Here is a 24,613-nt window from a genome sequence, read left to right on the forward strand (position 1 = left end):
CGCTTTCGCAGCGCTCATCGCGCGCCCGCGCGGCTCTCCCGCCGCCTCCCCGAGCGCCCTCGAGCCAAATTGAAGGGACCATAATGACCGCCATCGGCCAGGACAGCCTGAAGACCCGCACGACGCTCGACGTCGCGGGCAAGACCTACGATTACTACAGCCTTGCGAAGGCGGCGGAAAAGTACGGCGACATCAGCCGCCTGCCCTTCTCGATGAAGGTGCTGCTCGAAAACATGCTCCGCTTCGAAGACGGCAAGACCGTTACCGAAGAGGACGTGAAGGCGATCGTCGACTGGCAGAACGAGCGCCGTTCGGACCGCGAGATCCAGTATCGCCCCGCGCGCGTGCTGATGCAGGATTTCACCGGCGTACCCTGCGTGGTCGACCTCGCCGCGATGCGCGATGCGATCACCAAGCTCGGCGGCGACGCAGCCAAGATCAATCCGCAGGTCCCCGTCCACCTCGTCATCGACCATTCGGTCATGGTCGACGAATTCGGCACGCCGCAGGCGTTCGAGGATAACGTCGACCTCGAATATCAGCGCAACGGCGAGCGCTACGAATTCCTGAAGTGGGGCTCCAAGGCGCTCGACAACTTCCAGGTCGTGCCGCCGGGCACCGGCATCTGCCACCAGGTGAATCTGGAATACGTCAGCCAGGCGATCTGGTCGTCGACCGAAATGGGCGATCATGCCAGCGGTTCTGCGGCGATCGCCTACCCGGACACGCTCGTCGGCACCGACAGCCACACCACGATGGTCAACGGCCTGGGCGTGCTCGGCTGGGGCGTCGGCGGCATCGAGGCGGAAGCGGCGATGCTGGGCCAACCGGTGTCGATGCTGATCCCCGAAGTCGTCGGCTTCAAGCTGACCGGCGCGCTGAAGGAAGGCATCACCGCCACCGACCTCGTGCTCACCGTCACGCAGATGCTGCGCGCCAAGGGCGTCGTCGGCCGCTTCGTCGAATTCTACGGCCCGGGCCTGTCGTCGATGACGCTCGCCGACCGCGCGACGATCGCCAACATGGCGCCCGAATATGGCGCAACGTGTGGTTTCTTCCCGATCGACGACAAGACGATCGAATATATGCGCCTCACCGCGCGCCCCGAAGAAACCATCGCGCTGACCGAAGCCTATGCCAAGGCGAACGGCTTCTGGCGCCACGACGATGCCGCCGACCCCGTGTTCACCGACACGCTGGAGCTGGACATGGGCACCGTCACCGCCAGCCTCGCCGGCCCGAAGCGTCCGCAGGACCGTGTCAGCCTCGGCAATGTCGACGACGTGTTCAACGGCGACCTGACCAAGCTGTACAGCAAGACCAGCCCGAAGCGTGTCGACGTCGCCGAGCGCGGCCATGACATCGGCGACGGCGACGTCGTGATCGCCGCGATCACCAGCTGCACCAACACCTCGAACCCGTCGGTGCTGGTCGCCGCCGGCCTTGTCGCCCGCAAGGCGAATGCGCTGGGCCTGAAGCCCAAGCCCTGGGTCAAGACGTCGCTGGCCCCCGGTTCGCAGGTCGTCACCGATTACCTCAACAAGGCCGGCCTCACCGCAGACCTCGACGCGATCGGCTTCAACCTCGTCGGTTACGGATGCACCACCTGCATCGGCAATTCGGGTCCGCTGCCGGGTCCGATCAGCGCCGCGATCAACGAAAACGATCTCGTCGCCGCCTCGGTCCTGTCGGGCAACCGCAACTTCGAAGGCCGCGTCTCGCCCGACGTGCGCGCCAACTTCCTCGCCTCGCCGCCGCTCGTCGTCGCTTATGCGCTGAAGGGCACCGTGACCGAGGACATGGTCGAAACCCCGCTCGGCAAGGGCAAGGACGGCCAGGACGTGTTCCTGAAGGACGTGTGGCCGACCAACCAGGAAGTCGCCGACACGATGGCGGCGAACATCGACGACGAGATGTTCCGCAGCCGCTACGGCAACGTCTATGCCGGCGACGCCAAGTGGCGTGAGATCGACGTGACCGGCTCGGCCACCTACGCCTGGCCGGCGGCGTCGACCTATGTCGCCAACCCGCCGTATTTCGAGGGCATGGAAATGACCCCGAAGCCGGTCCACGACATCATCGAGGCCAAGCCGCTCGCGATCCTGGGCGATTCGATCACGACCGACCACATCAGCCCGGCGGGTTCGATCAAGGCGGACAGCCCGGCCGGCCAGTGGCTGACCGAACGTCAGGTCGCGCGCAAGGACTTCAACAGCTACGGCGCGCGCCGCGGCAACGACCATGTCATGGTCCGCGGCACCTTCGCCAACATCCGCATCAAGAACGAAATGGTGCCGGGCGTCGAAGGCGGCATGACCCAGTATGACGGCGAAGTGATGCCGATCTACGACGCGGCGATGCGTCACAAGGCGGACGGCACGCCGCTCGTCGTCGTCGCGGGCAAGGAATATGGCACCGGCTCGTCGCGCGACTGGGCGGCGAAGGGCACCAACCTGCTCGGCGTGCGCGCGGTCATCACCGAAAGCTTCGAGCGTATCCACCGTTCGAACCTGGTCGGCATGGGCGTCCTCCCGCTGCAGTTCGCCGACGGCGTGACCCGCCAGACGCTGAAGCTGGACGGCACCGAGACGTTCACCATCACCGGCGTCGCCGACCTGCGCCCGCGTCAGACCGTCGAAGTGACGCTGAAGCGCGCCGACGGCAGCACCGAGACGTTCGAGACGCGTTGCCGCATCGATACCGTCAACGAGCTGGAGTATTTCCTCAACGGCGGCATCCTCCAGTACGTGCTGCGCAAGCTGGCCGCGTAAGGGGGATCGTTTCCCGGAATAGGGAAGGGGAGGCGCCGCAAGGCCCCTCCCCTTTTTTGTTGTGCGAGTGAATCGCCCCACCCACTGCGTCACCCCGGACTCGGTCCGGGGTCCACTGGGCCGCAAGGGGGGCGGCAAGAGGCTCCAGCCCGCCCCCTCGCCGCAGAGTGGACCCCGGACCAAGTCCGGGGTGACGCGGTGGGTTAGGCGAGCGCCCGCCCCGCCACCGCGTCCAGCTTCGCGACCAGCGCCGGATCGCGCGCGCTCTTCGCGGTGATGATCGCCGCATCCAGACATGTATCGATCGGCGACGCCGCCCGCTCGGCCGGCAGCCCGCGCAGCAACGCCAGCACCATGCTGCGCGCCTTCGCCGCATTGGCCGACAGCTGCGCCAGCACCTGCGTCACATCGACCGCCGCCTCGTCCTCGCGCCAGCAATCGTAATCCGTCACCATGCCGACCAGCGCATAGGGCAGCTCCGCCTCGCGGGCGAGCTTGGCCTCGGGCATCGCGGTCATGCCGATCACATGGCAGCCCCATTGCCGGTAGAGCAGGCTTTCCGCCCGCGTCGAAAATTGCGGCCCCTCCATTGCCAGATAGGTGCCGCCGCGATCCACGCCCGCCCCCGCCGCGTCCGCGACCAGCGCCGACAGTCGCGGACAGACCGGATCGGCCATCGAGACATGCGCGACGCACCCGGTGCCGAAGAAGCTCGACACGCGCCCCTTCGTCCGGTCGATGAACTGGTCGACGATCGTAAAGCTGCCCGGCGGCCGCTCCTCCACCAGCGAGCCGACCGACGACACCGCCAGCACGTCGGTGACGCCCAGCCGCTTCAGCGCATCGATATTGGCGCGGGCGTTGAGGGCGTCGGGGCTGATCCGATGCCCGCGGCCATGGCGCGGCAGGAACGACACGCGCGCCGCGCCGACGCGCCCGGTGAAGATCGCATCGGAGGGCGGCCCCCAAGGCGTCGCCACCTCGACCCAGCGGCCATCCTCGATCCCGGCGACGTCGTACAGTCCCGACCCGCCGATGATGCCGATATGCCAGCCGCTCACGCGATCTGCGCCCGACCGCGCGCATAGAGGAAGTAGACGAGCAGGCCGAAGGCGTTCCAGCCGAGGAAGGCGATCTGCGTCACCACCTGCAGGCTGGTGAACAGATAGCAGCAGCCGAGGATCGCGAGCGGCGCGACGATCCAGGCGAGCGGCGTGCGAAACGGCCGGCGCGCGGCGGGGTCGCGGCGGCGGAGCACCAGAACGCAGGCGGCGACCGCAACGAAGGCGCACAGCGTACCCGCATTGGCGAGGCTGGCGATGACGTCGAGCGGCGCTAGGCCGGCGATCGCGGCGACGAACACCGCGGTCATCGCAGTGATGCGCGCGGGCGTTCCGCGCTTCGATACCTTTGCCAGGCTCTGCGGCAGGAAGCCGTCGCGCGCCATGACCAGGAAGATGCGGCTCTGCCCGTACAGGAAGGCGAGCAACACCGTCGGCAGCGCGACCGCCGCCGCCGCCGCGACGATCGTCGCGATACCGGCCTGATCGATCTCCCGCAGGATCAGCGCCAGCGGTTCCGGGCTGGAGCCGAAGCGCGTGTAGCTGAGTGCCCCCACCGCCACGGCGGCGACGATCATATAGATGGCGGTGCAGGCGATCATCGATCCGACGATGCCGATCGCCAGATCGCGCTCGGGGTTCTTCGCCTCCTCTGCCGCGGTCGAAATGGCGTCGAAGCCGTAGAAGGCGAAGAAGATGATCGCCGCGGCGCCCATCACGCCATATTTCACGCCGTTGGCATGCTCCGGGCTGCCGTAGCCGAATGGGGCGAACGGGTGCAGGTTGGCCACGTCGAAGTGCGGCAGCGCCACCGCGACGAACAGCGCCAGCGTCACGATCTTCAGCACGACCAGCGCGGTGTTGATCCGCGCGCTTTCCCGCGTGCCGAGCATCAGCAGCCCGGCGACCACCGCAATGATCCCCACCGCCGGCAGGTTGACGACGCCGCCGAGGCCCGGCCCATTGGCGAGCGCATTGGGCACGACGATGCCGAGCCCTTTCAGGAACCCCACCGCATAGCCCGACCAGCCGACCGCGACGGTCGAGACCACCAGCGAATATTCGAGGATCAGGCTCCAGCCGACGACCCAGGCGATCACCTCGCCCAGCACCGCATAGCTATACGTATAGGCCGACCCCGACGCGGGGATCATCGTCGCCATCTCCGCATAGCAGAGCGCCGCGCAGGCGCAGATCGCTCCGGCGACGACGAACGACAGGATCACCGCCGGCCCCGCCCGATCCGCGCCGACGCCGATCAGCGTCAGGATGCCGGTGCCGACGATCGCGCCGACGCCCAGCGCCACCAGATGCGGCCAGCCCAGCGTGCGCGCGAGCTGTTGGCCCGGCGGCTGTGGCTGGATCGTCTTGCGGCGGAACAGGCTCATGTCTTCCCCTTTGTCGTTATCGGACCGGGGTATAGGCGCTTGGTCGGGGCGTGGGTAGGTCGCTTCCCCCCGTCGTCCCGGCCTTGAGCCGCGATCCCGCTTCTTGTGCGGTCGACGATAGCGGGATCCGGATCACGTCCGAGGTGACGCAGCGAGGCTAGCATCGCAGGACGTCAATCGACCTCAGAACCGCCGCGCGATCCCGGCGATCAGCTGCACGTCCGGCGTGTCGCGATTGAGCCCGGCAATCGCGGACGTGTCGAGCTGCCAATCGTCCTTCGGCTGCCACGCGAGCGTCATCGCAGCGCGTGCGCGCGTCGTGTGATCGCGCGGGTCCTGATCGCGCGCGAGCGACGCATCCGCGCCGACCGACACCGCCTCGCTGAGCTTCACCGTCACGCCCGCCGCAGCGCCATAGCGCACGTGCTGGCCGCCCGCGTCCTCGTTCGCCAATGCCCGGATCGCCGGTGTAACGGCGATCTCGACCGTGTCGGACACATCATACGACAGCGGAAGCAGCAGGCTCGGCTGCGCGCGGCCGGCGCCGATCGGCTGACGTCCGACCGGCAGCGTCACCGATGGCAGGATCGCGATCGACAGACCCCTGCCATCGGGATGCAGCAACGACGCCTTCAGCCCGATCACCGCATCGCCGACGCGATTCGCCCGGTCGATATCGCCGGTCGCGACATCGCGCGTCCGCTCATGGCCGAACGGCTGCCAGCCTGCGCGCACCTCCAGCCGATCGGTCACGCCGACGCGGACCAGCGTGTCGCCGACCAGGATCGTATCGGTCACGCCGTCGCTCTGCCGATCGCGTGTCCAGTCGATCAGGCTCGATTCGATGGTCACGCGCCCGCGATCGACGATGCACGCCTGCGTTTCCAGCCCCGGCCGCTCCGGGCAGAATTCGCGGTCCTGTGCGGCGGCGGGGGTGGCGGCGGCGAGCGCGAGCAGCGCCGCCGCGCTGCGCCTCACGACAGTCGTACCCAGGTGGGTGCGTGATCGCTCGCCTTTTCGCGGCCGCGATAATCCTTGTCGATGCCGGCGTCCTGCAACCGGTCCGCCGCCTGCGGGCTGAGCAGCAGGTGATCGATCCGGAATCCCGCGTCGCGCTGCCAGGCCCCGGCCTGATAATCCCAGAAGGTCCACACCCCGCCCTTGGGCTGGCGCGTGCGCAACGCATCGGTCCACCCCTGCGCCAGCAACCGGCGGTAGGCAGCGCGGCTTTCGGGCTGCATCAGCGCGTCGTTCGCCATCGCGCGGACCGAGAAGGTGTCGTCGTCGTTGGGGATCACGTTGTAATCGCCCATCAGCACCGTCGGCACCTCGGCCTCCAGCAGCGCGCGCGCGCGGCTGGCGAGCCTCTCCATCCAGCGCAATTTATAGTCGAACTTGGGTCCGGGCTGCGGATTGCCGTTGGGCAGATAGATCGACGCGACGATCAGGCCATCGACCGCGCATTCCAGATAGCGGCTGTGCTCGTCTTCGGGTTCGCCGTCGAGGCCGCGCTGCGTCTCGATCGGGGTCTGCCCCTTAGCGAGCACGGCGACGCCGTTGAACCCCTTCTGCCCATGCCACACCGCGCCATAGCCCGCCGCCTCAATATCGGCGATCGGGAAGGTATCGTCGGTGGTCTTCAACTCCTGCAAGCAGACGACGTCGGGCTGCTGTTCGGTCAGATACTCGATCAGCCGCGGCAGCCGCGCCTTGATGCCGTTGACGTTATAGGTGACGAGCTTCACCGCCTCAGACCGCGAAGCTGGAGCCGCAGCCGCAGCCCGACGCCGCATTGGGATTGTCGACGCGGAACGCCGCACCGCCCAGCGATTCGACGTAATCGACCTGACAGCCGCGCACGAGGTCCAGGCTAATGCTGTCGACGACCAGACGGACGCCATCCGTCTCCGCGATCGTGTCGTCCCCCTCGGGCGCGTCGGCGAAGCCGAACTTGTACTGGAACCCCGAACAGCCGCCACCATCGACCGACAGGCGCAGGATGGCAGGCTTGTTCTGCTTGCCCGCAATCGCCGCGACGCGCGCGGCGGCAGCGGGGGTGAGGGCGATGTCGGGCTGGGTCATGCCGCCGAGATAGGCGTGGGATGCGAGTGGGGCAACCGGTTAGCCCCTCGTCCCTGCGCCATCATCCGTGCGAGGGACGACATGATGGATGGGGGGCTGGTAGGCGACCGCCGCTGCCCCCGCCCCGTCTCGTCATCCCGGCGAACGCCGGGATGCATGGACGCACGGCGGCGGGCGGCTCGTGCGCCACGTCAACCATCGCAACCATGGATCCCGGCGTTCGCCGGGATGACGAACTTGGGTCGATCAATCTTGCGCGGCAGGACCGTCGGTCGACACCGGGATCGCATGGACCGCACGGTCCTGCGCGGCGAGCAGGTAATCGGCGGTGGTCAGGAACGGCACCGGGTTCACCGCATGGCCGTCGATACGGACTTCATAATGCAGGTGCGGGCCGGTCGAGCGGCCGGTCGACCCCATCAGCGCGATCAGCTGGCCGCGCGTCACGCGCGCGCCATCGGCGACGAGGATCTTCGACAGGTGGCCGTAGCGGGTCGCGATGCCCTTGCCGTGGTTGATCTCGACCAGATTGCCGTAACCGCCCTGGCGGCCGGCGTGATCGACGATGCCGTCGGCGGTGGCATAGATCGGCGTGCCGACCGGACCGGGGATGTCGACGCCCGCATGCATCGCCGCGGTGCCGCGGAACGGGTCGGAGCGGATGCCGAAGTTGCTGGTGAACTGCAGGTGCTGCACCGGCTGCACCGACGGAATGGCGATCGCCCCCTGTTGCAGCGTGTCGAGCTTCTTCCAGCTCTGGAACAGCGTGCGGAACTGCGCATCGGCCTTCAGGTCCGCCTGCGCTTCCGCGCCATTGGCCTCCAGCATCGGGCCGCCCATCGCCTTGGCATTCACGCGGCTGGCGACACCGAGCGTCTTGAGCGTCGCATTCGCCTTGGCGAGGCGCTGGTCCACCACCTTCTGCGCGGCGTCGGCGAGCTGGGCCTGGCGCCCTTCCACCTTCACCAGCGGCTTGACGACATCGGCGGCGAGGCGATCGGCGGTGGGATCGATCGCGAGCGTCGCGAGCGCCAGTTCGGCCTCGTCGCCCTTGCCGGTCAGCGCCGCGGTGATCAGCGCCTGGCGCTGTTCGATCCGCTCGGCATGCAGGCGGGCGACGTCACGGATGTGCGACACGCGAGCCTGCATCGCGTCGAGCCGATGCTCCATGCCCGCAACGCGCGTATCATGCGCGGGGGCGACGACCAGCTGCGCAGCCTGTGCGGCGCCATAGCCCGAAAACCCCAGCGTCAGCGTCGCCGCGGCGGCGAGCGTCGCCTGACGACGGCCGGTCAGGCTGACACGGCGCAGCGCGTTGCCATCGTGAAACAGGACGTCGCGCGCGACGAAAAGCGAACGGATGCGGTTACCGAGTCGAGCGCTCATGGAAACGAAGCTGTTCATCAGACCCCAGTGCGATGCGCCGCAACCCGGGGGACCGGGTCCGGCCGTAATCCAATCGTCGTGATTCGCAGCCCCACCGCGCCCCAGACGCGCAGTCTCTGCCTGCAATCGATGCGCATCCACAACCCATGGGGCACGGCTCCCGCGATCAACCGGCTGACGCGCGCGCCGAGCCGATGATATGAGGTTACGCGGGCGTTCACCATAACCGTGCGATCGCCGTCGATCCCCGGTCGTTCGCACCATGACAGGCGCGTGACATGCGGGCGTGACGCGGTCGGCGCGGCGTCCTATATCGCTCGCCTGATCAAACGGATGGCCCTTATGCTCGACACCCCAACCGCGCTGGACGCACAGGTTCCGACGCTCAGCCTCGCCGACCAGGCGCGCGACCCCGACGGCTTCGCCAAGGCCTTCGGCGAATCGTTCGAACGATTCGGCTTCGCGATCGTCGCCGACCACGGCATCCCGCAGGACCTGATCGATCGTGCCTGGTCCGAAACCGAGGCGTTGTTCGCGTTGCCGGAGGCGGAAAAGCGCGACTATTTCGTCGCGGGCGGTGGCGGCGCGCGCGGATATACCCCGTTCAAGACGGAGATCGCCAAGGACGCCAAGCACGTCGACCTCAAGGAATTCTGGCACATCGGCCGCAATCTGCCGGAGGGGCATCGTTACGCCGACAGCATGGCGCCCAACATCTGGCCGGCGCGCCCCGAGGGGTTCAAGGACACGTTCCTCGAACTGTTCACCGCTTTCGATCGCGCGGGCGACAAATTGCTCTCCGCGATCGCGCGCCATCTGGGCCTTGCCCCCGACTGGTTCGACCCGGCGGTGAAGGACGGCAACAGCGTGCTGCGCTTGCTCCATTATCCCCCCATCCCCGCCGATGCGGAGGGCGTGCGCGCCGGCGCACATGAGGACATCAACCTCATCACCCTACTGCTGGGCGCCGAGGAAGCGGGCCTCGAACTGCTCGACAAGAACACCGGTGACTGGCTGGCGATCAAGCCGCCCGAAGGCGCGATGGTCGTCAACGTCGGCGACATGCTGCAGCGCCTGACCAACCACGTCCTGCCCTCGACCACGCACCGCGTCGTCAACCCGCCGGTCGAACGCCGCGGCCATTCGCGCTATTCGATGCCCTTCTTCCTGCACCCCGCGCCCGATTTCCTGATCGAGACGCTACCGCAGACGATCACCGCGGACCGGCCGAACCGTTACCCCACGCCGATCACCGCGCACGATTACCTGCACGAGCGGCTGGTCGAGATCGGCCTGATCAAGAAGTGATCGCGTAAGGGGTGGCCACACCCACCTCGTCACCCCGGGCTCGACCTGGGGTCCCGCTTTTCGCCACGGCCGGAAAGAAGCGGGACCCCGGCTCTTCGGCCGGGGTGACGGGCTAAGGCTAAGGGCCTGCCTGCCCCCCGCTCAATCGAACCCGTTCTCTAAGAACCGCGTCGCGATCGCGCAGTGCATCGCCACGCCCTTCGCCATCACCGATTCCTCGATCGTCATCCGCGTATTGTGCAGCGGCGGATTGGTCGCGGGATCGCTGCCCACCGGCGCGACGCCGATGAAGGCGAAGGCGCCGGGTGTCTCGCGCAGCACGTACGAAAAGTCCTCCGCGCCCATCATCGGCTGCGGCATCGTCGCGAACGGCTGGCCGAGCGTACCCGCCACGCCCTCGATCAGCGCCGCACCGCGCGGGTCGTTGACCGTCACCGGATAGCCCGCCTCGATCCGCGTCTCCGCGGTCGCGCCATGTGCGGCGGCGATATGCTCGGCAATCCGCTGGAACGCCGCCTGCATCGTCGCCCGCGTGCCCTCCGACAGCGTGCGCAGCGTACCGAGCATCGTCACCTCGCCCGGCACGATATTGTGCGCCGACCCGGCCTCGATCTTCGTCACCGACAGCACCGCCGGATCGGTGACGGGAATACGTCGCGCGATGAAGGTCTGGAGCGCGGTGACGATCTCGCAGGCGACGGGGATCGGATCGATGCAGTCGTGCGGCATCGCGGCATGGCCGCCGGCACCACGGATCGTCGCGTGGATCGTGTCCGCGGACGCCATGATCGGCCCGCCGCGCGTCACGACGACACCCGCTGGCGCATTGGGCGTGATGTGCAGCGCGAACGCCGCATCGGGCTTGGCGATGGCGAGCAGCCCGTCGTCGATCATGAAGCGGGCGCCGTGATAACCCTCCTCGCCCGGCTGGAACATGAAGACGATCGTGCCCGGCAGGCTCTCCCGGCGCGCGCACAGCGCCTTGGCCGCGCCGACCAGCATCGCGGTGTGCGAATCGTGCCCGCAGGCGTGCATGCGGCCGGGGATGGTGCTGGCGAAGGGCAGCCCCGTCTCCTCCTGCATCGGCAGCGCATCCATGTCGCCGCGCAGCAGCACGGTGCGACCGTTATCGCCCGCCTGCCCCTTCAGGATGGCGATGAAGCCGGTCGTGGACGTGCTGTCGTGAATCTCCAGCGGCAGGCCGGCGAGCGCCGCCTTGATCTTCGCGGTGGTCAGCGGGCAGTGCAGCCCGACCTCCGGCTCGGCATGGATCGCGCGGCGCAATGCGATCGTATCGTCCAGCCCCGCTTCGCCCGCAGCGGCCCAGTCGGTGGCAAACGTCTCGTCTAGGGACATGAATAGGCTCCGTTACTTGAGGCACATCGTGCGCCTCGAGAGCCGTTTTGTCGAGGTGCGGGGCGGCACGACGCGCGGCGGAACCGCCCCCAGAGACCTCAGCCGATCTGCCCGAACACCCAGCGCAGCACCGCCTTTTGCGCATGCAGCCGGTTTTCCGCCTCACGCCAGATCAGCGACTGCGGGCCGTCGATCACCGCATCGACCACTTCCTCACCACGGTGCGCAGGCAGGCAGTGGAGGAAGCGCGCGTCGGGCTTGGCGCGCGCCATCAGCGCCTCGTCGACCTGGAAGGGCATCATCGCGGCGAGCTTGGTGTCGGCATGCGCCTGGCCCATCGAGATCCAGGTATCGGTGACGATCACGTCCGCGCCCTCGACCGCCTCGGCCGCCGTGCCGACGACGCGCGCGCGGCCCTTGCCCAGCGCGACGTCCGCTTCGCTCGGCTGATAGCCCTGTGGACAGGCCGCGACGACGTCGAACTGCATCAGGCCCGCCGCCTCCATGATCGAAGCGAGCACGTTGTTGCCATCGCCCAGCCACGCGACCTTCAGCCCGGGCAGCGCCTTGCCGTCCTCCAGGATCGTCTGCAGGTCGGCCATGATCTGGCACGGGTGCGACGCGTCGGTCAGGCCGTTGATCACCGGCACGCTGGCATGGCGCGCCATATCCTCGACCTTGGCATGATCGTCGGTGCGGATCATGATCGCATCGACATAGCCCGACAGCACGCGCGCCGTATCCGCGATGCTCTCACCACGGCCGAGCTGCATGCTGCCGGCATCCATCACGATCGACGTGCCGCCCAGCTGGCGGATCGCCATGTCGAAGCTGACCCGCGTGCGCGTCGAATTCTTTTCGAAGATCATCGCCAGCACATGACCGGCAAGCGGGGCATCGGCATCGACGCGGCCCTTCGGCCAGCCCGCCCGCGCCGCTTTGCGGCTCATCGCATCGTCGAGCATCGCGGCAACGCCATCGGCGCCGGCATCGGTGAGATTCAGGAAATGACGCATGTGAAAAGTCCTCCCTCGCGCAGCGGGGGAGGGGGACCGCGGCCGTCAGGCCGTGGTGGAGGGGGCGCTTCCCCAAACGCAGCCCCCGCCGTCCTCCCCCTCCGTCACCGCATGCGCGGTGCCACCTCCCCCTAACGGGGGAGGAATCATCAATCGTCGCTCGCCGGCGTGAACACCCGCGCCGCATCCGACAGCTTCTCGATGCACTCGGCGACATGCGAATCCTCGATCACCAGCGGCGGCAGCATGCGCACGACATTCTCGCCCGCCGCGACCAGCAGCAGGTTGTGGTTGTCGCGGGCATGCGCGACGAATTCGCGCGGCTCGACTCCGGCCTTCAGCTTCAAGCCAAGCATCAGCCCCTTGCCGCGCACGCCTTCGAAGACGTGGTCGTGATTGGGAATCATCTGCTCCAGCGCGCCGCGCAGCCGCTCGCCCATCGTCGTGACATTCTCGAGGAAACCGTCCTCCAGCATCACGTCGAGCACCGCCTGCCCCGCCGCCATGGCCAGCGGGTTGCCGCCATAGGTCGATCCATGCGTGCCGATCACCATGCCCTTCGCCGCCTCTTCGGTGGCAAGGCACGCGCCCAGCGGGAAGCCGCCGCCGATACCCTTGGCGACCGACATGATGTCCGGCTCGATGCCGTAATGCTCATAGGCCCACATCTTGCCGGTACGGCCATAGCCGCATTGCACCTCGTCGAGGATCAGGAGCAGGCCTTGTTCGTCGCACGCCTTGCGCAGGCCCTGGATGAATTCGGGCGTGCTTACCGACACGCCGCCCTCGCCCTGGATCGTCTCGACCATGAAGCCGGCGGTGTTCTCGTCGACCAGCGCGAGCGCTGCCTCCAGGTCGTTGAAGGGCGCATAGGCGAAGCCCGGCAGCAGCGGCTCGAAGCCGTCGCGCATCTTAGGCTGGTTGGTCGCCGAAATCGCCCCCATCGTCCGCCCGTGGAAGGCGTTGTTGAAGGTGATGATCGTGTGCCGCTGCGGATTGCCGTTGGCGAAGTGATAGCGCCGCGCGGTCTTGATCGCGCACTCTACCGCCTCGGTGCCCGAATTGGTGAAGAACACCGTATCGGCAAAGCTGTTCGCGACGATCCGCTCCGCCAGCGCCTCGCCCTGGGGGCTGCCGTAGAGGTTGCTGACATGCATTAGCGTCGCCGCCTGCTCGGCGATCGCCTTCACCAGATGCGGGTGGCCATGCCCCAGCGCATTGACCGCGATCCCCGCCGCCATATCCAGATAGCGATCCCCATTTTCGGAGATCAGATAGCACCCCTCCCCTCGGACCGGACGCACCCCGCACCGTGGGTAAACGGGCATGAGCGGCGTAATGGTCACGAGAGGTCTCCTCTTCTCTTCAACGAGAAAGGGCGGCCTGTGCTGGCCGCCCTTGTCAGTCATACGAGGAGCCAGCCCGGCGGGTCAACCACGCCAGCGGCCTTCGCAGAATCACGATCGATACAAAGGCGTCATATCCATGGTATCAATTTCTCCAATCCGCGCTCGCACCGGCATGTGCATACCGATCGTCGACTGCACCACATGAACCAACGAATAGCGCTCGACACGATAAAGGCCCCGCGCCCCGACGGAGCCTTGCAAGGGCGCGTATCGCCGGCCGCTAACGGCCTTCAACTTTTCGCCGAGCCACGAACCCGGCCGGGCTTCCGACTGACGAACGACGGCAAGATCGGCAACCGACCCGTCTGGCCGCACCCAGAAGCTCACGTCGGCCCACTCGGGCACGCCTTCACGCGCCATTCCACCCGCGAGTTGCTGGTCGTCTGGAAGTACTTGAAGTTTCGGCTCGTCGAGCAGGATCGCAGCGTTGCCGTCGGCCGGTTGTGCAGCCGAATAGATGGCAGCCCGATCTTGAGGCTTCGCCGCCAGCGCGGCCAGTTTGGTACGGAGCAGCGACAATCCGCTGCGCATCTCGACGAATTCGGGCTCAGTCCGGCGCGTAATGCGATCAGCCCATTCCTGCGCGGAATTGCGATACACCGGGTCAAGGCTGGCAAGGGTCGCATAGAGTACCGCGCCGTCGAACAGCGCCTGCGCCTCCACCGCATATTGCCCACGCTGACGGGCCTTGTCGGCGACGTCGTTGTAGATTTGTGTGGCTCCGATGATCCGACCCTCGCGGGCGAGCTGGCTGGCGCTGAACAGGCGCTGGCTTAGGATAGTGGGGTCACCTGAGGGGAGGCCTGCACGCAATGCGTCAGTGGCATCCACGGCTGACAGACGTGCAGAGTCGCGCCAACCATCGAGCGTCGACAAGCGGGTCAGCGCGCGATGAAGATCGGACACTTGCAGGGGATAGGTCTTGTCGAATGCCGCGTTGCGATGACGCGCTGTGAGCAACGTCTGCCGTGCGGCGGGGTAATCGCCGTCCAACATCTGTCGCGTTGCATAGACCAATGATGCCTTGATCTCCTTGTCTGGCGTACAGCGGTCCGCAATGCACGCCTCGAGAATACGCTTGGCCTCCGCAGTCGTCTTACCACTGACGATAATGTCGGGATCCGGCGCGGGCGGCGGAACGGATGGCATCTGTGCAATCTGAAGAAGGACAGCGACTACAATCATGGCGTGTCTCCCTATCTCGTACCGAAGACAACGCTATCCTTGCCGTTAGGTGTCGTCCAGCAAAGATATTTCACGCATCGATCGCCTCTTCGTCCATCCGTGCCGCGTTTTCCTGAATAAACGCAAAGCGGTGCGCCGGGTTGTTGCCCATCAGCCGATCGACCAAGTCCTTCACCCCTGCGCGCTCTTCATATTCCTGCGGCAGCGTCACGCGGATCAGGCTGCGCGTGTTGGGGTCCATCGTCGTTTCGCGCAGCTGGCCGGGGTTCATTTCGCCGAGGCCCTTGAAGCGCGCGACGTCGACCTTCTTGCCCCTGAACGCGGTGCGCTCCAGTTCGGCGCGGTGGGCGTCGTCACGCGCGTACAGGGATTTGGCGCCGACGGTCAGGCGATAGAGCGGCGGCTGCGCGAGGTAGAGGTGCCCGCGTCGCACCAGGTCGGGCATTTCCTGGAAGAAGAACGTCATCAACAGCGTCGCGATATGCGCCCCGTCGACGTCGGCGTCGGTCATGATGACGATGCGTTCGTAGCGCAGCTGGCTGGCGTCGCAGTCCTTGCGCGTGCCACAACCAAGCGCCTGGATCAGGTCGGCGATTTCCTGGTTCGCGACGATCTTCGCACTCGTCGCGCTGGCGACGTTGAGGATCTTGCCGCGGATCGGCAGGATCGCCTGCGTCTTGCGATCACGCGCCTGCTTCGCGGAACCGCCGGCCGAGTCGCCTTCGACGATGAACAGCTCGGTGCCTTCCGGCGAGTCGGCGGCGCAATCGGTCAGCTTACCGGGTAGGCGCAATTTGCGCGCGCTGGTCGCGGTCTTGCGCTTGACCTCGCGCTCCGCCTTGCGGCGCAGGCGCTCGTCCATCCGGTCGAGCACATAGCCCAGCAGCGCCTTGCCCCGCTCCATATTGTGGCCGAGCCAATGGTCGAAATGGTCGCGCACCGCCTTTTCGACGAGGCCGGCCGCCTCCGGCGACGTCAGCCGATCCTTGGTCTGACTCTGGAATTGCGGATCGCGGATGAAGACGCTGAGCATCAGCTCGCTGCCGACCATCACGTCGTCGGCGGTGATGTCCTTGGCCTTCTTCTGGTTCACCAGCTCGCCGAACGCGCGCAAACCCCGGACCAGCGCCTGGCGTAGCCCCTGTTCGTGCGTGCCGCCGTCGGGCGTCGGGATCGTGTTGCAATACCAGCTGTAGCTGCCGTCGCTCCACAGCGGCCAGGCGACCGCCCATTCGACGCGCCCCGCCTCGCCCGGAAAATCCTGTCGCCCCGCAAAGAAATCGGCCGTCGCGCATTCGCGGCCACCGATCTGTTCGCGCAGATGATCGGCGAGGCCGCCCGGGAATTGGAACACCGCCTCCGCCGGCGTATCGCTGCCCTCGACCAGTTCGGGCGCGCAATGCCAGCGAATTTCGACGCCCGCGAACAGATAGGCCTTGGAGCGGACGAGTTGGTGCAGCCGCTTCGGCTTGAAGCCAAGCTCGGGCCCGAAAATCTCGACATCCGGCGTGAAGGCGACGGAGGTGCCGCGGCGATTGGGCGCCGCACCGACATGTTCGAGCGGCCCCAGCGTCTGCCCACGGCTGAACCGCTGGCGGTAGAGCTGGCGGTCGCGCGCCACCTCGACCACCGTGTCGCTCGACAGCGCGTTGACAACCGACACGCCGACGCCGTGCAGGCCGCCGCTGGTCGCATAGGCCTTGCCGGCGAACTTGCCACCCGAGTGCAGCGTCGACAGGATCACCTCCAGCGCGCTCTTGTCGGGAAACTTGGGATGCGGGTCGACGGGAATGCCGCGACCATTGTCGACGATGGTCAGGCGATTGCCCGGCTCCAGCGTCACTTCGATCCGCGTCGCATGGCCCGCGACCGCCTCGTCCATCGCATTGTCGAGCACTTCGGCGGCAAGGTGATGAAGCGCACGCTCGTCGGTGCCACCGACATACATGCCCGGCCGGCGGCGAACCGGCTCCAGCCCCTCGAGCACCTCGATCGACGAAGCGTCATAGCTGTTGGCGGGGGTAGCGGACGAAGCGAACAAATCCTGGGCCATCACGCGGAACCATAAGGGAACATCGCAGGCGATACCAGTATTGCGCGAGCGACGCATGTTGCTCGAATATTTCTACGCTGGTGCATAAAAGCCACACTGCCGCGATTTGGTTGATCTGACGCATATTTTCCGTCGAGGCGGACGTTCCTTGCCCGACTGTCACGTCTGTCGGGAGAGACATATGCGTTCTATTCTGGTCGCCGGCGCGCTTGCCGCGGCATCCTTCACCACCGCCGCGCAGGCGCAGGAGATGACCGACGATGCGCCGTTCAGCGGCATCTATATCGGCGCTGCCGGCGGCTACGACGTCCAGCCGAACGACGTCGGTTCGCGCATCCTGTTCGATCGCGGGTCGAACGGCAGCTTCGGCGATACGGTGTCGACCGCGGCGGGCGCCAACGCCTTCTCGCCCGGCTTCTGCAACGGCCGCGCGCGTGGCGCGACGCCGACGCCGGGCGGCTGTGCCAACGATCGCGACGGCTGGTCCTACTACGGGCGGATCGGCATGGACTCGCAGCGCGGCAACATCGTGATCGGTGCGGTCGGCGAATTCGGCAAGAGCGAGATCACCGACAGCGTCAGCGCCTTTTCGACGACGCCCGCCAATTACGTCATGACCCGCAAGCTGGATTGGGAAGCGAGCATTCGCGGCCGCGTCGGCTATGCACCGGGCACGACGCTGTTCTACGGCACGTTCGGACCGGGCTATGCGCGGATCGATCGCGAATTCACGACCACCAACACCGCCAATGCCTTCAGCCAGTTCGGCAAGCGCAACCAGTGGGGCATCGTCGGCGGCGGCGGTATCGAACAGAAGCTCGGCAAGAACTTCTCGATCGGCATGGAATACACCTATCACCAGTATCGCGACGACGATGCGCGCGTGCGGGTGACGCAAGGTGCCGCGCCGACGACGAACCCGTTTGTTCTGGGCGGAACGACGACGGACTTCCGCCGCTCGGACACGCAGTTCCGCTGGCATTCGCTGCGCGCAACGGCAGCGTTCCGCTTCTAAGGCGCAGGGCGGCCTGAGCCATGCCCGGCATGGCTCAGGACTCGCGCAAGCCCGGCCAGCGTGCCGCGCAAGCGGACACGACTGACGACGCGGCTTCGCCGCGGCGGGCCGTACCCACCTCCGTTCGTGCTGAGCTTGTCGAAGCACAGCTTTCCAGATGCGAGGCCATCACTCGGGGCGCCCCGCCCTTCGACAGGCTCAGGGCGAACGGGTGTGGGGTAGACGGAAGAGCACTAAACCAGGCCCGTCATGGGCAAAGCCCATGACGTCGGACGCGGCTTTGGCCGCGCCGGCCGGGCGGCCCTTTGGCCGCGTCGCTGAGACTTCGCCTCAGCGAACGCGCGGGCCGCCGAACGGCATCGGCGGGGGCGGGCGGCGATCACGGCGCGGCAGCTGTGCCTGATAGGCATGGCCGCAATGTTCGACGCAATAGGGGAAACCCGGGTTCACCTTCTCGCCGCAGAAATGGAAGTCGGGTTCGCCCGGATGGCCGAGGGGCCACTTGCAGATGCGGTCGTTGAGGTCGAGCAGCGTCGTCTTGCCCGCGATCTCAGGCGAAGGCTTGGCCGGGACCAGCCGGCGCGGCGGCGCGGGCGTGGCAGGGGGCTGCTGCTCGCCGGGCGACTGGCGCACGAAGCCGCCGGGGCCGACCGACCGCAGGATCGGCTGCGGCTCGCGACGCGGCGCGGCGACGACCGCATCCGTGTCGTCGTCATCCTCGTCTTCGTCGTCGCGCACATCCGCGGCGGCGACCACCGGCTCGGGCGCCGGCGTCGGCTTCGGCGCGGGTGGCGGCGGAGCGGGCGGCGCCGCGACGACGGGTTCGGGCTCGGGCGCGGCTGCCACCGGTGCGGGGGCCGCAGCGGGCTCGTTCGGCTTCACCGGCGATGGGCGCGACTGCAACCCCAGGCGATGCGCCTTGCCGATCACGGCGTTGCGGCTGACGCCACCCAGCGCCTCGGCGATCTGGCTGGCGGTCTGGCCCGCTTCCCACATCGTCTTGAGCGTGTCGATCCGCTCGTCGGTCCAGGACATTCGTACTTCCCTATATTCTCACAGCCGGGTTGCGGGCGGCTGCGCAGGCGATTACCCGCTTCGCTCATGAGCAGCCAGCCCCCAATCGGCGAAATCCAATCGGCGATCCGGTCCGCACCCGGCGTGCCGGTGATCCGGAACGTGAATTGGGGCGGCCTGAAGACCCTCTATGTGAAGGAGGTGCGCCGGTTCTTCAAGGTGCAGCTCCAGACGGTATGGGCGCCAGCGATCACGACCCTGCTGTTCCTGATCGTCTTTACCATCGCGACCGGCGCGAAAAGCCCGGTCCAGGTCGGCGGCACCATCGTCCCCTTCGCCGATTTCATCGCGCCTGGCCTCATCATCAGCCAGGGCATGATGGGCCCCGCCTTCGCCAATGCCAGCTTTTCGCTGCTGGTCGGCAAGATCCAGGGGACGATCGTCGATTATTTGCAAGCGCCGCTGTCGACCGCGGAGCTGCTTGCGGCGCTCGTCGGTGGCGCGATGACGCGCGCGTTCCTCGTCGGCTTCATCTGCTGGTGCGCAATGGCGCTGTATCCGGGCGTCCATGTGACGCCCGCGCACCCGCTCGCCATCCTGTGGTTCGGCTTCCTCGGTGCGGCCTTCCTGTCGTTCCTTGGCGTGCTGACGTCGATCTGGGCGGAGAAGTTCGACCATGCCGCCGCGGTCACCAATTTCGTGATCGCGCCGCTGTCGCTGCTGTCGGGCACCTTCTATTCGGTCGATCGCCTGGCCCCCGCGTTCCGCGCGTTCAGCCACGCCAACCCCTTCTTCTATATCATTTCTGGCTTCCGATACGGCTTCCTTGGCACCGCCGATTCGCCCATCATGGTCGGCAGCATCGCGATATTGGCGGTGGACGTCGTGCTGGGGGTGACATGCTACGTGCTCTTGCGAAAAGGCTGGAAGCTCAAGAACTAATCGCCGCGCTGGCGCTGGGCTGCCTCGCGCCCGTCACGGCGAGCGCCCAGACGCCGCCGCCCGTCGCGGCCCCCGTCGCGGCTGATGCCGATCCGGCAGTGCGCGCGCAGGCGGAAGCACTGCTGCCTGTGCTGAACGGCGGTCCGGGATACGACACCTTGTTCGCCCCCGCCTTTCGTCAGGCCGTGCCGCTGGGCCAGTGGCAGGCGCTCACCGCGCAATTGCGCGACTCGCTAGGGGCTCCGCAGCGGATCGCGACGCTGACCCCGAAAGGCCGCTACGCCGCGCAAATGCTGGTCGGCTACGAACGCGGCACCGCGACGATGCTGATCGCGATCGATCCCGCCGCGCCCCACGCGATCACCGGGTTGCGCATCACCGGCACGACCCGCAGCGACGACAGCGCGGCGACGATCGAAAAGGACCTGTCGGCGCTGCCCGGCACGACACGGCTCGGCATCTACGCACTGGACGGCGCGACGCCGACGCCCGTGCTGGCGATCCGCGACGCCCAGCCCGCCCCGCTCGGCTCCGCGTTCAAATTGTGGGTGCTCGCCGAAACCGCGCGGCAGGTCGCCGCGGGTAGGCATCGCTGGGACGAGGTGGTGCCAATTGCCGCGCCGTCCCTTCCCTCCGGCATCCTGCAAGCCTGGCCGGCAGGGACGCCGGTAACGCTCCAAGCGCTGGCGACGCTGATGATCTCGATCAGCGACAACACGGCCGCCGACACGTTGATCGGCGTGCTGGGGCGCAAAGAGGTCGACGCCATGGCCGCGCGCTTCGGCGCCACCGGGCCGGTGCTGACGACGCGCGAGGCCTTCGCGATCAAGGCCGATCCTACGCGCATCGCCGCATGGAAGGGCGCTGACGCCGCCGGCCGTCGCGCCCTCCTCGCCGCGCAGGCCTCTGCAATCGCGACCCAGCGCATCGACCCGATGATGTTCTCTTCGGGTCCGATCGCCAACGACAGCGTCGAATGGTTCGCATCGCCGCGCGACATGGCGCGCCTGCTTGCCCACCTGCGCGACGCGGGACCGGTGGTGCGCAGCATCATGGGCATCAATCCGGGCATCGACCCCGCCACCGCGGCGCGCTTCCGCTATGTCGGGTTCAAGGGCGGGTCGGAGCCGGGGGTGATCACGCTCAACCTGCTGGCGCAGGCACGGGACGGGCGCTGGTATGCGGTGGTCGGCGACTGGCATCGCCCCGACGCAGGCGTCGACGATGCCGCCTTCGTCGCGTTGGTGTCGCGCGCGCTGGCGCTGGTCGCTACGCCCGCCACTCGTCCCTGAGCAGGCCGTAGATCAGCGTATCGCGCACGCCGATATGCGTCTCCCACTCGGCGCGCAGGCGCCCCTCCAGCACGAAGCCCAGCCGCTCGACCAGACCGATCGACGGCGTATTGTCGGGGTCGATGTCGGCAAAGACGCGCCGCTGCCCCTCGGCGAACAGCTGGTCGAGCATCGCGCCCAACGCCTCGCGCGCGACAACCTGTCCCCACGTGGCGCGGTCGAACAGATAGCCGATCTCCGACACGCCAGTCCGGCGCTGGCCCGCCGCTACGAAGCCGATCGCCCGATCCTCGCCGCGCCACGTCACCGCCCACGCCCGCCAGTCGGGATGCGCCTCGGCGAAATGGGCGCGCAAATCCTCGACCTGCGTGAATGGCGGATAGGACCACCAGCGCATCGCCTCGGCATCCGCCATGGTCGGGAACAGCGCCTCGGCATCGTCCGCCACGCGCGGCCTGAGCGTCAGCCGCGCGCTATGCAGCGTCGGCGTCACGCCGTCAGCGCGTCAACCAGCGCCTTCACCTTCGCCTGCCGCCACTGCGGCAGCGGCGCGACCAGCCAATAGCCCATACGTGACGGCTGCGCCTCGCCGATCGTCACCAATTGCCCCGCCGCGATCGCCCGCGCCGCCAGTAGTTCGGGCACCGTCGCACGCCCCAGTCCCGCCACCGCCGCATCGATCGCCAGCCCTGCGTCGGCGACCTTCACCAACGCCGCACCGTCGCCGCCCGGCGCACCCGGCCAGCCGATCGCCGCGTCCCCGCCGCCCGGCGCCGCCACCGTGACCATACCCTCCGACTCGAGCGCCTCGCCCTCATGCTCGCCCGGCCCCTCGCCCCAGCGGATCGCCAGGTCGAGGTTCGCCTCGGTGAAATCGCCGGTGTCGTCGGCAGCGAGCAGCACGAAGCGCAGCTCCGCATCCGCCTGCGCCACTTCGGCCAGGCGCGGCATCAGCCATTTCTCGGTCAGGTCGCGCGGCGCGGCGATGGTCAGCGACTTGGACGATTGCCCCGCCTGCATAGCGCGCACCGCTTCCTCGAATTGCAGGAAGCCGTCACGCAGCGCCGGCAACCCCGCCTCCGCCTCGGGCGTCAGCTCCAGCCCGCGCGTCGTGCGGCGGAACAGCACGACGCCCAGCGTATCCTCCAGCGCGCGAATCTGTTGGCCGACGGCAGCCGGCGTCACCGCCAGTTCGTCCGCCGCGCGCGTGAAGCTCAGGTGCCGCGCCGCCGCATCCAGCACGCGCAGGCCGTTGAGGGGAAGGTGGGTGCGCTTCATCGGGTCGCCCTCACCCTTCCCACGCCGCTGCGCGTCGTGGGCCCCTTCCCTCTCCCGGCGGGAGAGGGAGGGAGCGCCGAAGGCGCGGAAGGGAGAGGGTCATGATCTCCACCCCTCACGTCTCTACCGCCGGGGCCAGCAGCGCAAACCGGGGGATCGATGCGTCGAACGCCTGCCCGGCCTCGTCGATCAGCCTGTAACTCCCCTGCATCGCGCCGCTCGGCGTTTGCAGCGGGCAACCCGACACGTAATCGAAGCTCCCGCCCGGTGCGATCACCGGCTGTTCGCCGACGACGCCCTCGCCCTCCACCGAATGGCGCGCGCCGCGGCCGTCGGTGATGATCCAGTGGCGCGTCAGCAGCTGGATTGTCCGGTCCGACTCATTCTCGATCCGGATATGATAGGCCCAGAACCAACGCCCCCGCTGCGGCTCCGATTGTTCGGGCAGATAGCTGACCGCGACGCGCACGGTCACGCCATCGGTGGTCGCGGCATAAGGAAACAGCTGCTTCACGGCCGCCCTACAGCCCGACCGCGCGCAGCGCCTGGTCGAGGTCGTCGATCAGGTCCTGCGGGTCTTCGAGGCCGACGTTCAGCCGCAGCATGCCCTCGGTTACGCCCATCTCGGCACGCGTTTCCGCCGACACGCCGGCATGCGTGGTAGAGGCGGGGTGCGTCATCAGCGAGCGCGAATCGCCGATGTTGTTGGAGATGTCGATCAGCGCCAGCGCATCGAGCAGCCCGTGCGCCTGCGCGCGGTCGGCGACCTCGAACGCGAAGATCGGGCCGGTCGCGCGCATCTGGCTCATCGCGAGCGCGTGCTGCGGATGGCTCGGCAGGCCCGGGTGCAGGATCTTCGGCACGCGGGCTTCCAGGAAGCGGCCGACCGTCAGCGCGCTCTCTGCCTGCCGCGTGATGCGCAGGTCCAGCGTCTCCAGCCCTTTCAACACCACCCAGGCGTTGAACGCCGACAGCGTCGGGCCGGTGTTGCGCGTGAAGGGCAGCAGCGTGTTGGTGATGAAATCCTCGGTCCCGCACACCGCGCCGGCGAGCACGCGGCCCTGCCCGTCCATCATCTTGGTCGCGGAATAGGCGGTGACGTCCGCGCCCATGTCCATCGGCCGCTGCAACGCGGGCGTGGCGAAGGCATTGTCGACCACGGTCGTGATGCCGCGTTCGCGCGCAATGGCGCAGACGGCGCGGATGTCGACCACGTCCATCGTCGGGTTCGCCGGGGTTTCGAAGAAGAACACCTTCGTCTCGGGCCGCACCGCGTCGAGGAATTGCTGCGGATCGCGTGCATCGACGATGGTGGTCTGAATGCCGAACTTGGGCAGCAATGTATCGGTCAGCCAGCGGCACGATCCGAACGCAGCCCGCCCGCCGACCAGATGATCGCCCGCCTGCAACTGGCACAGCAGCACCGCGGTCATCGCCGCCATGCCCGATGCCATCGTCCGGCACGCCTCGGCCCCCTCCAGCAGCGCGATCCGCTGTTCCAGCATCTCGACCGTCGGGTTCTGCAGGCGGGAGTAGGTCATCCCCTCCTGCTCGCCCGCGAACCGCGCCGCGGCGTCGCCCGCCTTGTCGTAGGTGTAGCCCGAGGTGAGGAACAGCGCCTCGCTCGTCTCGCCATATTCGCTGCGGGCCGTGCCGCCACGGACGGCCAGCGTCGCGGGGCGCCAATTGGCGGTGATCGAACGGTCCTGACCTGCCTTGCGCTTCATGCCGCCCGCTTTGCCGGACACGGACGGGGGGTGCAAGGGCGGGGTACGGTTGCGCGAGACGGCCGCCCCGCCCACCCCGTCACCCCGGACTCGTTCCGGGGTCCACCGGGCCACAAGGGGACGACCGGGGCCTCTAGGCCATATCGACATTCACCGTCGTGATGGATTTCCCGACGAGCGGACAGACATGAAGAAAAAGAGTTTTGTTCGCGCGGGGGCGCGGAGGACGCAGAGATGTCACGCGCGTGGCAACGCTGCGCCTTGACCTCGACCGAGATAGACAGGCCGCTCGCTCGGCAAACGCGACACCTCTGCGTCCTCCGCGCCTCC

General features: G+C 67.7%; 21 protein-coding genes. 5 read left to right on the top strand and 16 right to left on the bottom strand.

The genetic code is table 11. The features are described from left to right. Positions 1–83: 83 nt before the first annotated feature. A complete protein-coding gene (acnA, locus tag ACP690_RS03430) occupies positions 84–2,771 on the top strand; it encodes an aconitate hydratase AcnA (RefSeq protein ID WP_147035738.1) in 2,688 nt (895 codons plus the stop codon). Positions 2,772–2,974: 203 nt separating this feature from the next. Here acnA and mtnP read toward each other — a convergent pair whose 3' ends face one another. From mtnP to ACP690_RS03460, 6 genes are all read right to left on the bottom strand, one after another. Continuing rightward, positions 2,975–3,832: an S-methyl-5'-thioadenosine phosphorylase gene (gene mtnP, locus ACP690_RS03435; RefSeq protein WP_426256178.1), complete on the bottom strand. Its 858-nt coding sequence runs from the start codon at positions 3,830–3,832 to the stop codon at positions 2,975–2,977. Then, complete coding sequence (locus tag ACP690_RS03440) at positions 3,829–5,220, bottom strand: amino acid permease (protein ID WP_426256179.1); 1,392 nt, start codon at positions 5,218–5,220, stop codon at positions 3,829–3,831. Before ACP690_RS03440 ends, mtnP begins: the two co-directional genes overlap by 4 nt. A 183-nt stretch (positions 5,221–5,403) precedes the next feature. Further along, a complete protein-coding gene (locus tag ACP690_RS03445) occupies positions 5,404–6,198 on the bottom strand; it encodes a transporter (protein WP_426260147.1) in 795 nt (264 codons plus the stop codon). Next, a complete protein-coding gene (gene xth / locus ACP690_RS03450) occupies positions 6,195–6,965 on the bottom strand; it encodes an exodeoxyribonuclease III (RefSeq protein WP_426260148.1) in 771 nt (256 codons plus the stop codon). The genes ACP690_RS03445 and xth overlap by 4 nt, the downstream gene beginning before the upstream one ends. Before the next feature lie 4 nt (positions 6,966–6,969). Beyond that, on the bottom strand, positions 6,970–7,302 hold the full coding sequence (gene erpA, locus ACP690_RS03455) for an iron-sulfur cluster insertion protein ErpA (RefSeq protein ID WP_017977613.1): 333 nt from the start codon (positions 7,300–7,302) through the stop codon (positions 6,970–6,972). Positions 7,303–7,548: 246 nt separating this feature from the next. Continuing rightward, a complete protein-coding gene (locus ACP690_RS03460; RefSeq protein ID WP_241769102.1) occupies positions 7,549–8,688 on the bottom strand; it encodes a M23 family metallopeptidase in 1,140 nt (379 codons plus the stop codon). 342 nt (positions 8,689–9,030) lie between these two features. On the opposite strand from ACP690_RS03460, the gene ACP690_RS03465 reads away from it, so the two are divergent. Next, a complete protein-coding gene (locus tag ACP690_RS03465) occupies positions 9,031–9,996 on the top strand; it encodes an isopenicillin N synthase family dioxygenase (RefSeq protein ID WP_294284726.1) in 966 nt (321 codons plus the stop codon). A 141-nt stretch (positions 9,997–10,137) separates the two neighbouring features. Here the strand turns inward: ACP690_RS03465 and ACP690_RS03470 are convergent, their stop codons facing one another. The 5 genes from ACP690_RS03470 to parE all read right to left on the bottom strand — a co-directional run bounded on the left by ACP690_RS03470 (position 10,138) and on the right by parE (position 17,015). Further along, positions 10,138–11,352 (bottom strand): M20 metallopeptidase family protein, encoded by a 1,215-nt coding sequence (locus tag ACP690_RS03470; RefSeq protein ID WP_426260149.1) that lies wholly within the window; start codon positions 11,350–11,352, stop codon positions 10,138–10,140. A 98-nt stretch (positions 11,353–11,450) separates the two neighbouring features. Continuing rightward, positions 11,451–12,368, bottom strand: a complete 918-nt coding sequence (gene argF, locus ACP690_RS03475) for an ornithine carbamoyltransferase (protein WP_147035744.1) — start codon at positions 12,366–12,368, stop codon at positions 11,451–11,453. A 149-nt stretch (positions 12,369–12,517) separates the two neighbouring features. Then, a complete protein-coding gene (locus ACP690_RS03480) occupies positions 12,518–13,714 on the bottom strand; it encodes an aspartate aminotransferase family protein (protein WP_426260150.1) in 1,197 nt (398 codons plus the stop codon). A gap of 111 nt (positions 13,715–13,825) precedes the next feature. Then, positions 13,826–14,962, bottom strand: coding sequence for a hypothetical protein (locus ACP690_RS03485; RefSeq protein ID WP_426260151.1), 1,137 nt, complete (start codon positions 14,960–14,962; stop codon positions 13,826–13,828). A gap of 70 nt (positions 14,963–15,032) precedes the next feature. Then, positions 15,033–17,015, bottom strand: a complete 1,983-nt coding sequence (gene parE, locus ACP690_RS03490; protein WP_294313446.1) for a DNA topoisomerase IV subunit B — start codon at positions 17,013–17,015, stop codon at positions 15,033–15,035. A 181-nt stretch (positions 17,016–17,196) separates the two neighbouring features. On the opposite strand from parE, the gene ACP690_RS03495 reads away from it, so the two are divergent. Next, complete coding sequence (locus ACP690_RS03495) at positions 17,197–18,030, top strand: outer membrane protein (protein ID WP_426260152.1); 834 nt, start codon at positions 17,197–17,199, stop codon at positions 18,028–18,030. A gap of 330 nt (positions 18,031–18,360) precedes the next feature. Here ACP690_RS03495 and ACP690_RS03500 read toward each other — a convergent pair whose 3' ends face one another. Next, on the bottom strand, positions 18,361–19,065 hold the full coding sequence (locus ACP690_RS03500) for a GcrA family cell cycle regulator (protein WP_426260153.1): 705 nt from the start codon (positions 19,063–19,065) through the stop codon (positions 18,361–18,363). A 66-nt stretch (positions 19,066–19,131) separates the two neighbouring features. On the opposite strand from ACP690_RS03500, the gene ACP690_RS03505 reads away from it, so the two are divergent. After that, positions 19,132–19,986 carry an ABC transporter permease gene (locus ACP690_RS03505; protein WP_426260154.1) on the top strand — a complete coding sequence of 285 codons (855 nt, stop codon included), beginning with the start codon at positions 19,132–19,134 and terminating at the stop codon, positions 19,984–19,986. Continuing rightward, positions 19,944–21,278 carry a serine hydrolase gene (locus tag ACP690_RS03510; protein WP_426260155.1) on the top strand — a complete coding sequence of 445 codons (1,335 nt, stop codon included), beginning with the start codon at positions 19,944–19,946 and terminating at the stop codon, positions 21,276–21,278. The genes ACP690_RS03505 and ACP690_RS03510 overlap by 43 nt, the downstream gene beginning before the upstream one ends. Here the strand turns inward: ACP690_RS03510 and ACP690_RS03515 are convergent. The 4 genes from ACP690_RS03515 to ACP690_RS03530 form a co-directional block, all read right to left on the bottom strand. Then, entirely contained in the window at positions 21,256–21,771 is a 516-nt protein-coding gene (locus ACP690_RS03515; protein ID WP_426260156.1) for a GNAT family N-acetyltransferase, read from the bottom strand. The genes ACP690_RS03510 and ACP690_RS03515 overlap by 23 nt on opposite strands. Then, positions 21,768–22,556 (bottom strand): LysR family transcriptional regulator, encoded by a 789-nt coding sequence (locus ACP690_RS03520; protein WP_241890834.1) that lies wholly within the window; start codon positions 22,554–22,556, stop codon positions 21,768–21,770. Before ACP690_RS03520 ends, ACP690_RS03515 begins: the two co-directional genes overlap by 4 nt. Before the next feature lie 115 nt (positions 22,557–22,671). Then, entirely contained in the window at positions 22,672–23,070 is a 399-nt protein-coding gene (apaG, locus tag ACP690_RS03525) for a Co2+/Mg2+ efflux protein ApaG (RefSeq protein WP_426260157.1), read from the bottom strand. 7 nt (positions 23,071–23,077) lie between these two features. Beyond that, positions 23,078–24,283 (bottom strand): trans-sulfuration enzyme family protein, encoded by a 1,206-nt coding sequence (locus ACP690_RS03530; protein WP_063687619.1) that lies wholly within the window; start codon positions 24,281–24,283, stop codon positions 23,078–23,080. Positions 24,284–24,613 lie beyond the last annotated feature (330 nt).

The organism is Sphingomonas sp. DC4900, assembly GCF_049896485.1.
Classification (GTDB): Bacteria; Pseudomonadota; Alphaproteobacteria; order Sphingomonadales; family Sphingomonadaceae; genus Sphingomonas; species Sphingomonas aquatilis.

Coding starts and splice junctions, on each gene's coding strand:
- acnA (WP_147035738.1), top strand. CDS start 84: ATGACCGCCATCGGCCAGGACAGCCTGAAGACCCGCACGACGCTCGAC.
- ACP690_RS03440 (WP_426256179.1), bottom strand. CDS start 5,220: ATGAGCCTGTTCCGCCGCAAGACGATCCAGCCACAGCCGCCGGGCCAA.
- erpA (WP_017977613.1), bottom strand. CDS start 7,302: ATGACCCAGCCCGACATCGCCCTCACCCCCGCTGCCGCCGCGCGCGTC.
- ACP690_RS03460 (WP_241769102.1), bottom strand. CDS start 8,688: ATGAGCGCTCGACTCGGTAACCGCATCCGTTCGCTTTTCGTCGCGCGC.
- ACP690_RS03465 (WP_294284726.1), top strand. CDS start 9,031: ATGCTCGACACCCCAACCGCGCTGGACGCACAGGTTCCGACGCTCAGC.
- ACP690_RS03470 (WP_426260149.1), bottom strand. CDS start 11,352: ATGTCCCTAGACGAGACGTTTGCCACCGACTGGGCCGCTGCGGGCGAA.
- argF (WP_147035744.1), bottom strand. CDS start 12,368: ATGCGTCATTTCCTGAATCTCACCGATGCCGGCGCCGATGGCGTTGCC.
- ACP690_RS03485 (WP_426260151.1), bottom strand. CDS start 14,962: ATGATTGTAGTCGCTGTCCTTCTTCAGATTGCACAGATGCCATCCGTT.
- parE (WP_294313446.1), bottom strand. CDS start 17,015: ATGGCCCAGGATTTGTTCGCTTCGTCCGCTACCCCCGCCAACAGCTAT.
- ACP690_RS03495 (WP_426260152.1), top strand. CDS start 17,197: ATGCGTTCTATTCTGGTCGCCGGCGCGCTTGCCGCGGCATCCTTCACC.
- ACP690_RS03500 (WP_426260153.1), bottom strand. CDS start 19,065: ATGTCCTGGACCGACGAGCGGATCGACACGCTCAAGACGATGTGGGAA.
- ACP690_RS03505 (WP_426260154.1), top strand. CDS start 19,132: ATGAGCAGCCAGCCCCCAATCGGCGAAATCCAATCGGCGATCCGGTCC.
- ACP690_RS03510 (WP_426260155.1), top strand. CDS start 19,944: ATGCTACGTGCTCTTGCGAAAAGGCTGGAAGCTCAAGAACTAATCGCC.
- ACP690_RS03520 (WP_241890834.1), bottom strand. CDS start 22,556: ATGAAGCGCACCCACCTTCCCCTCAACGGCCTGCGCGTGCTGGATGCG.
- ACP690_RS03530 (WP_063687619.1), bottom strand. CDS start 24,283: ATGAAGCGCAAGGCAGGTCAGGACCGTTCGATCACCGCCAATTGGCGC.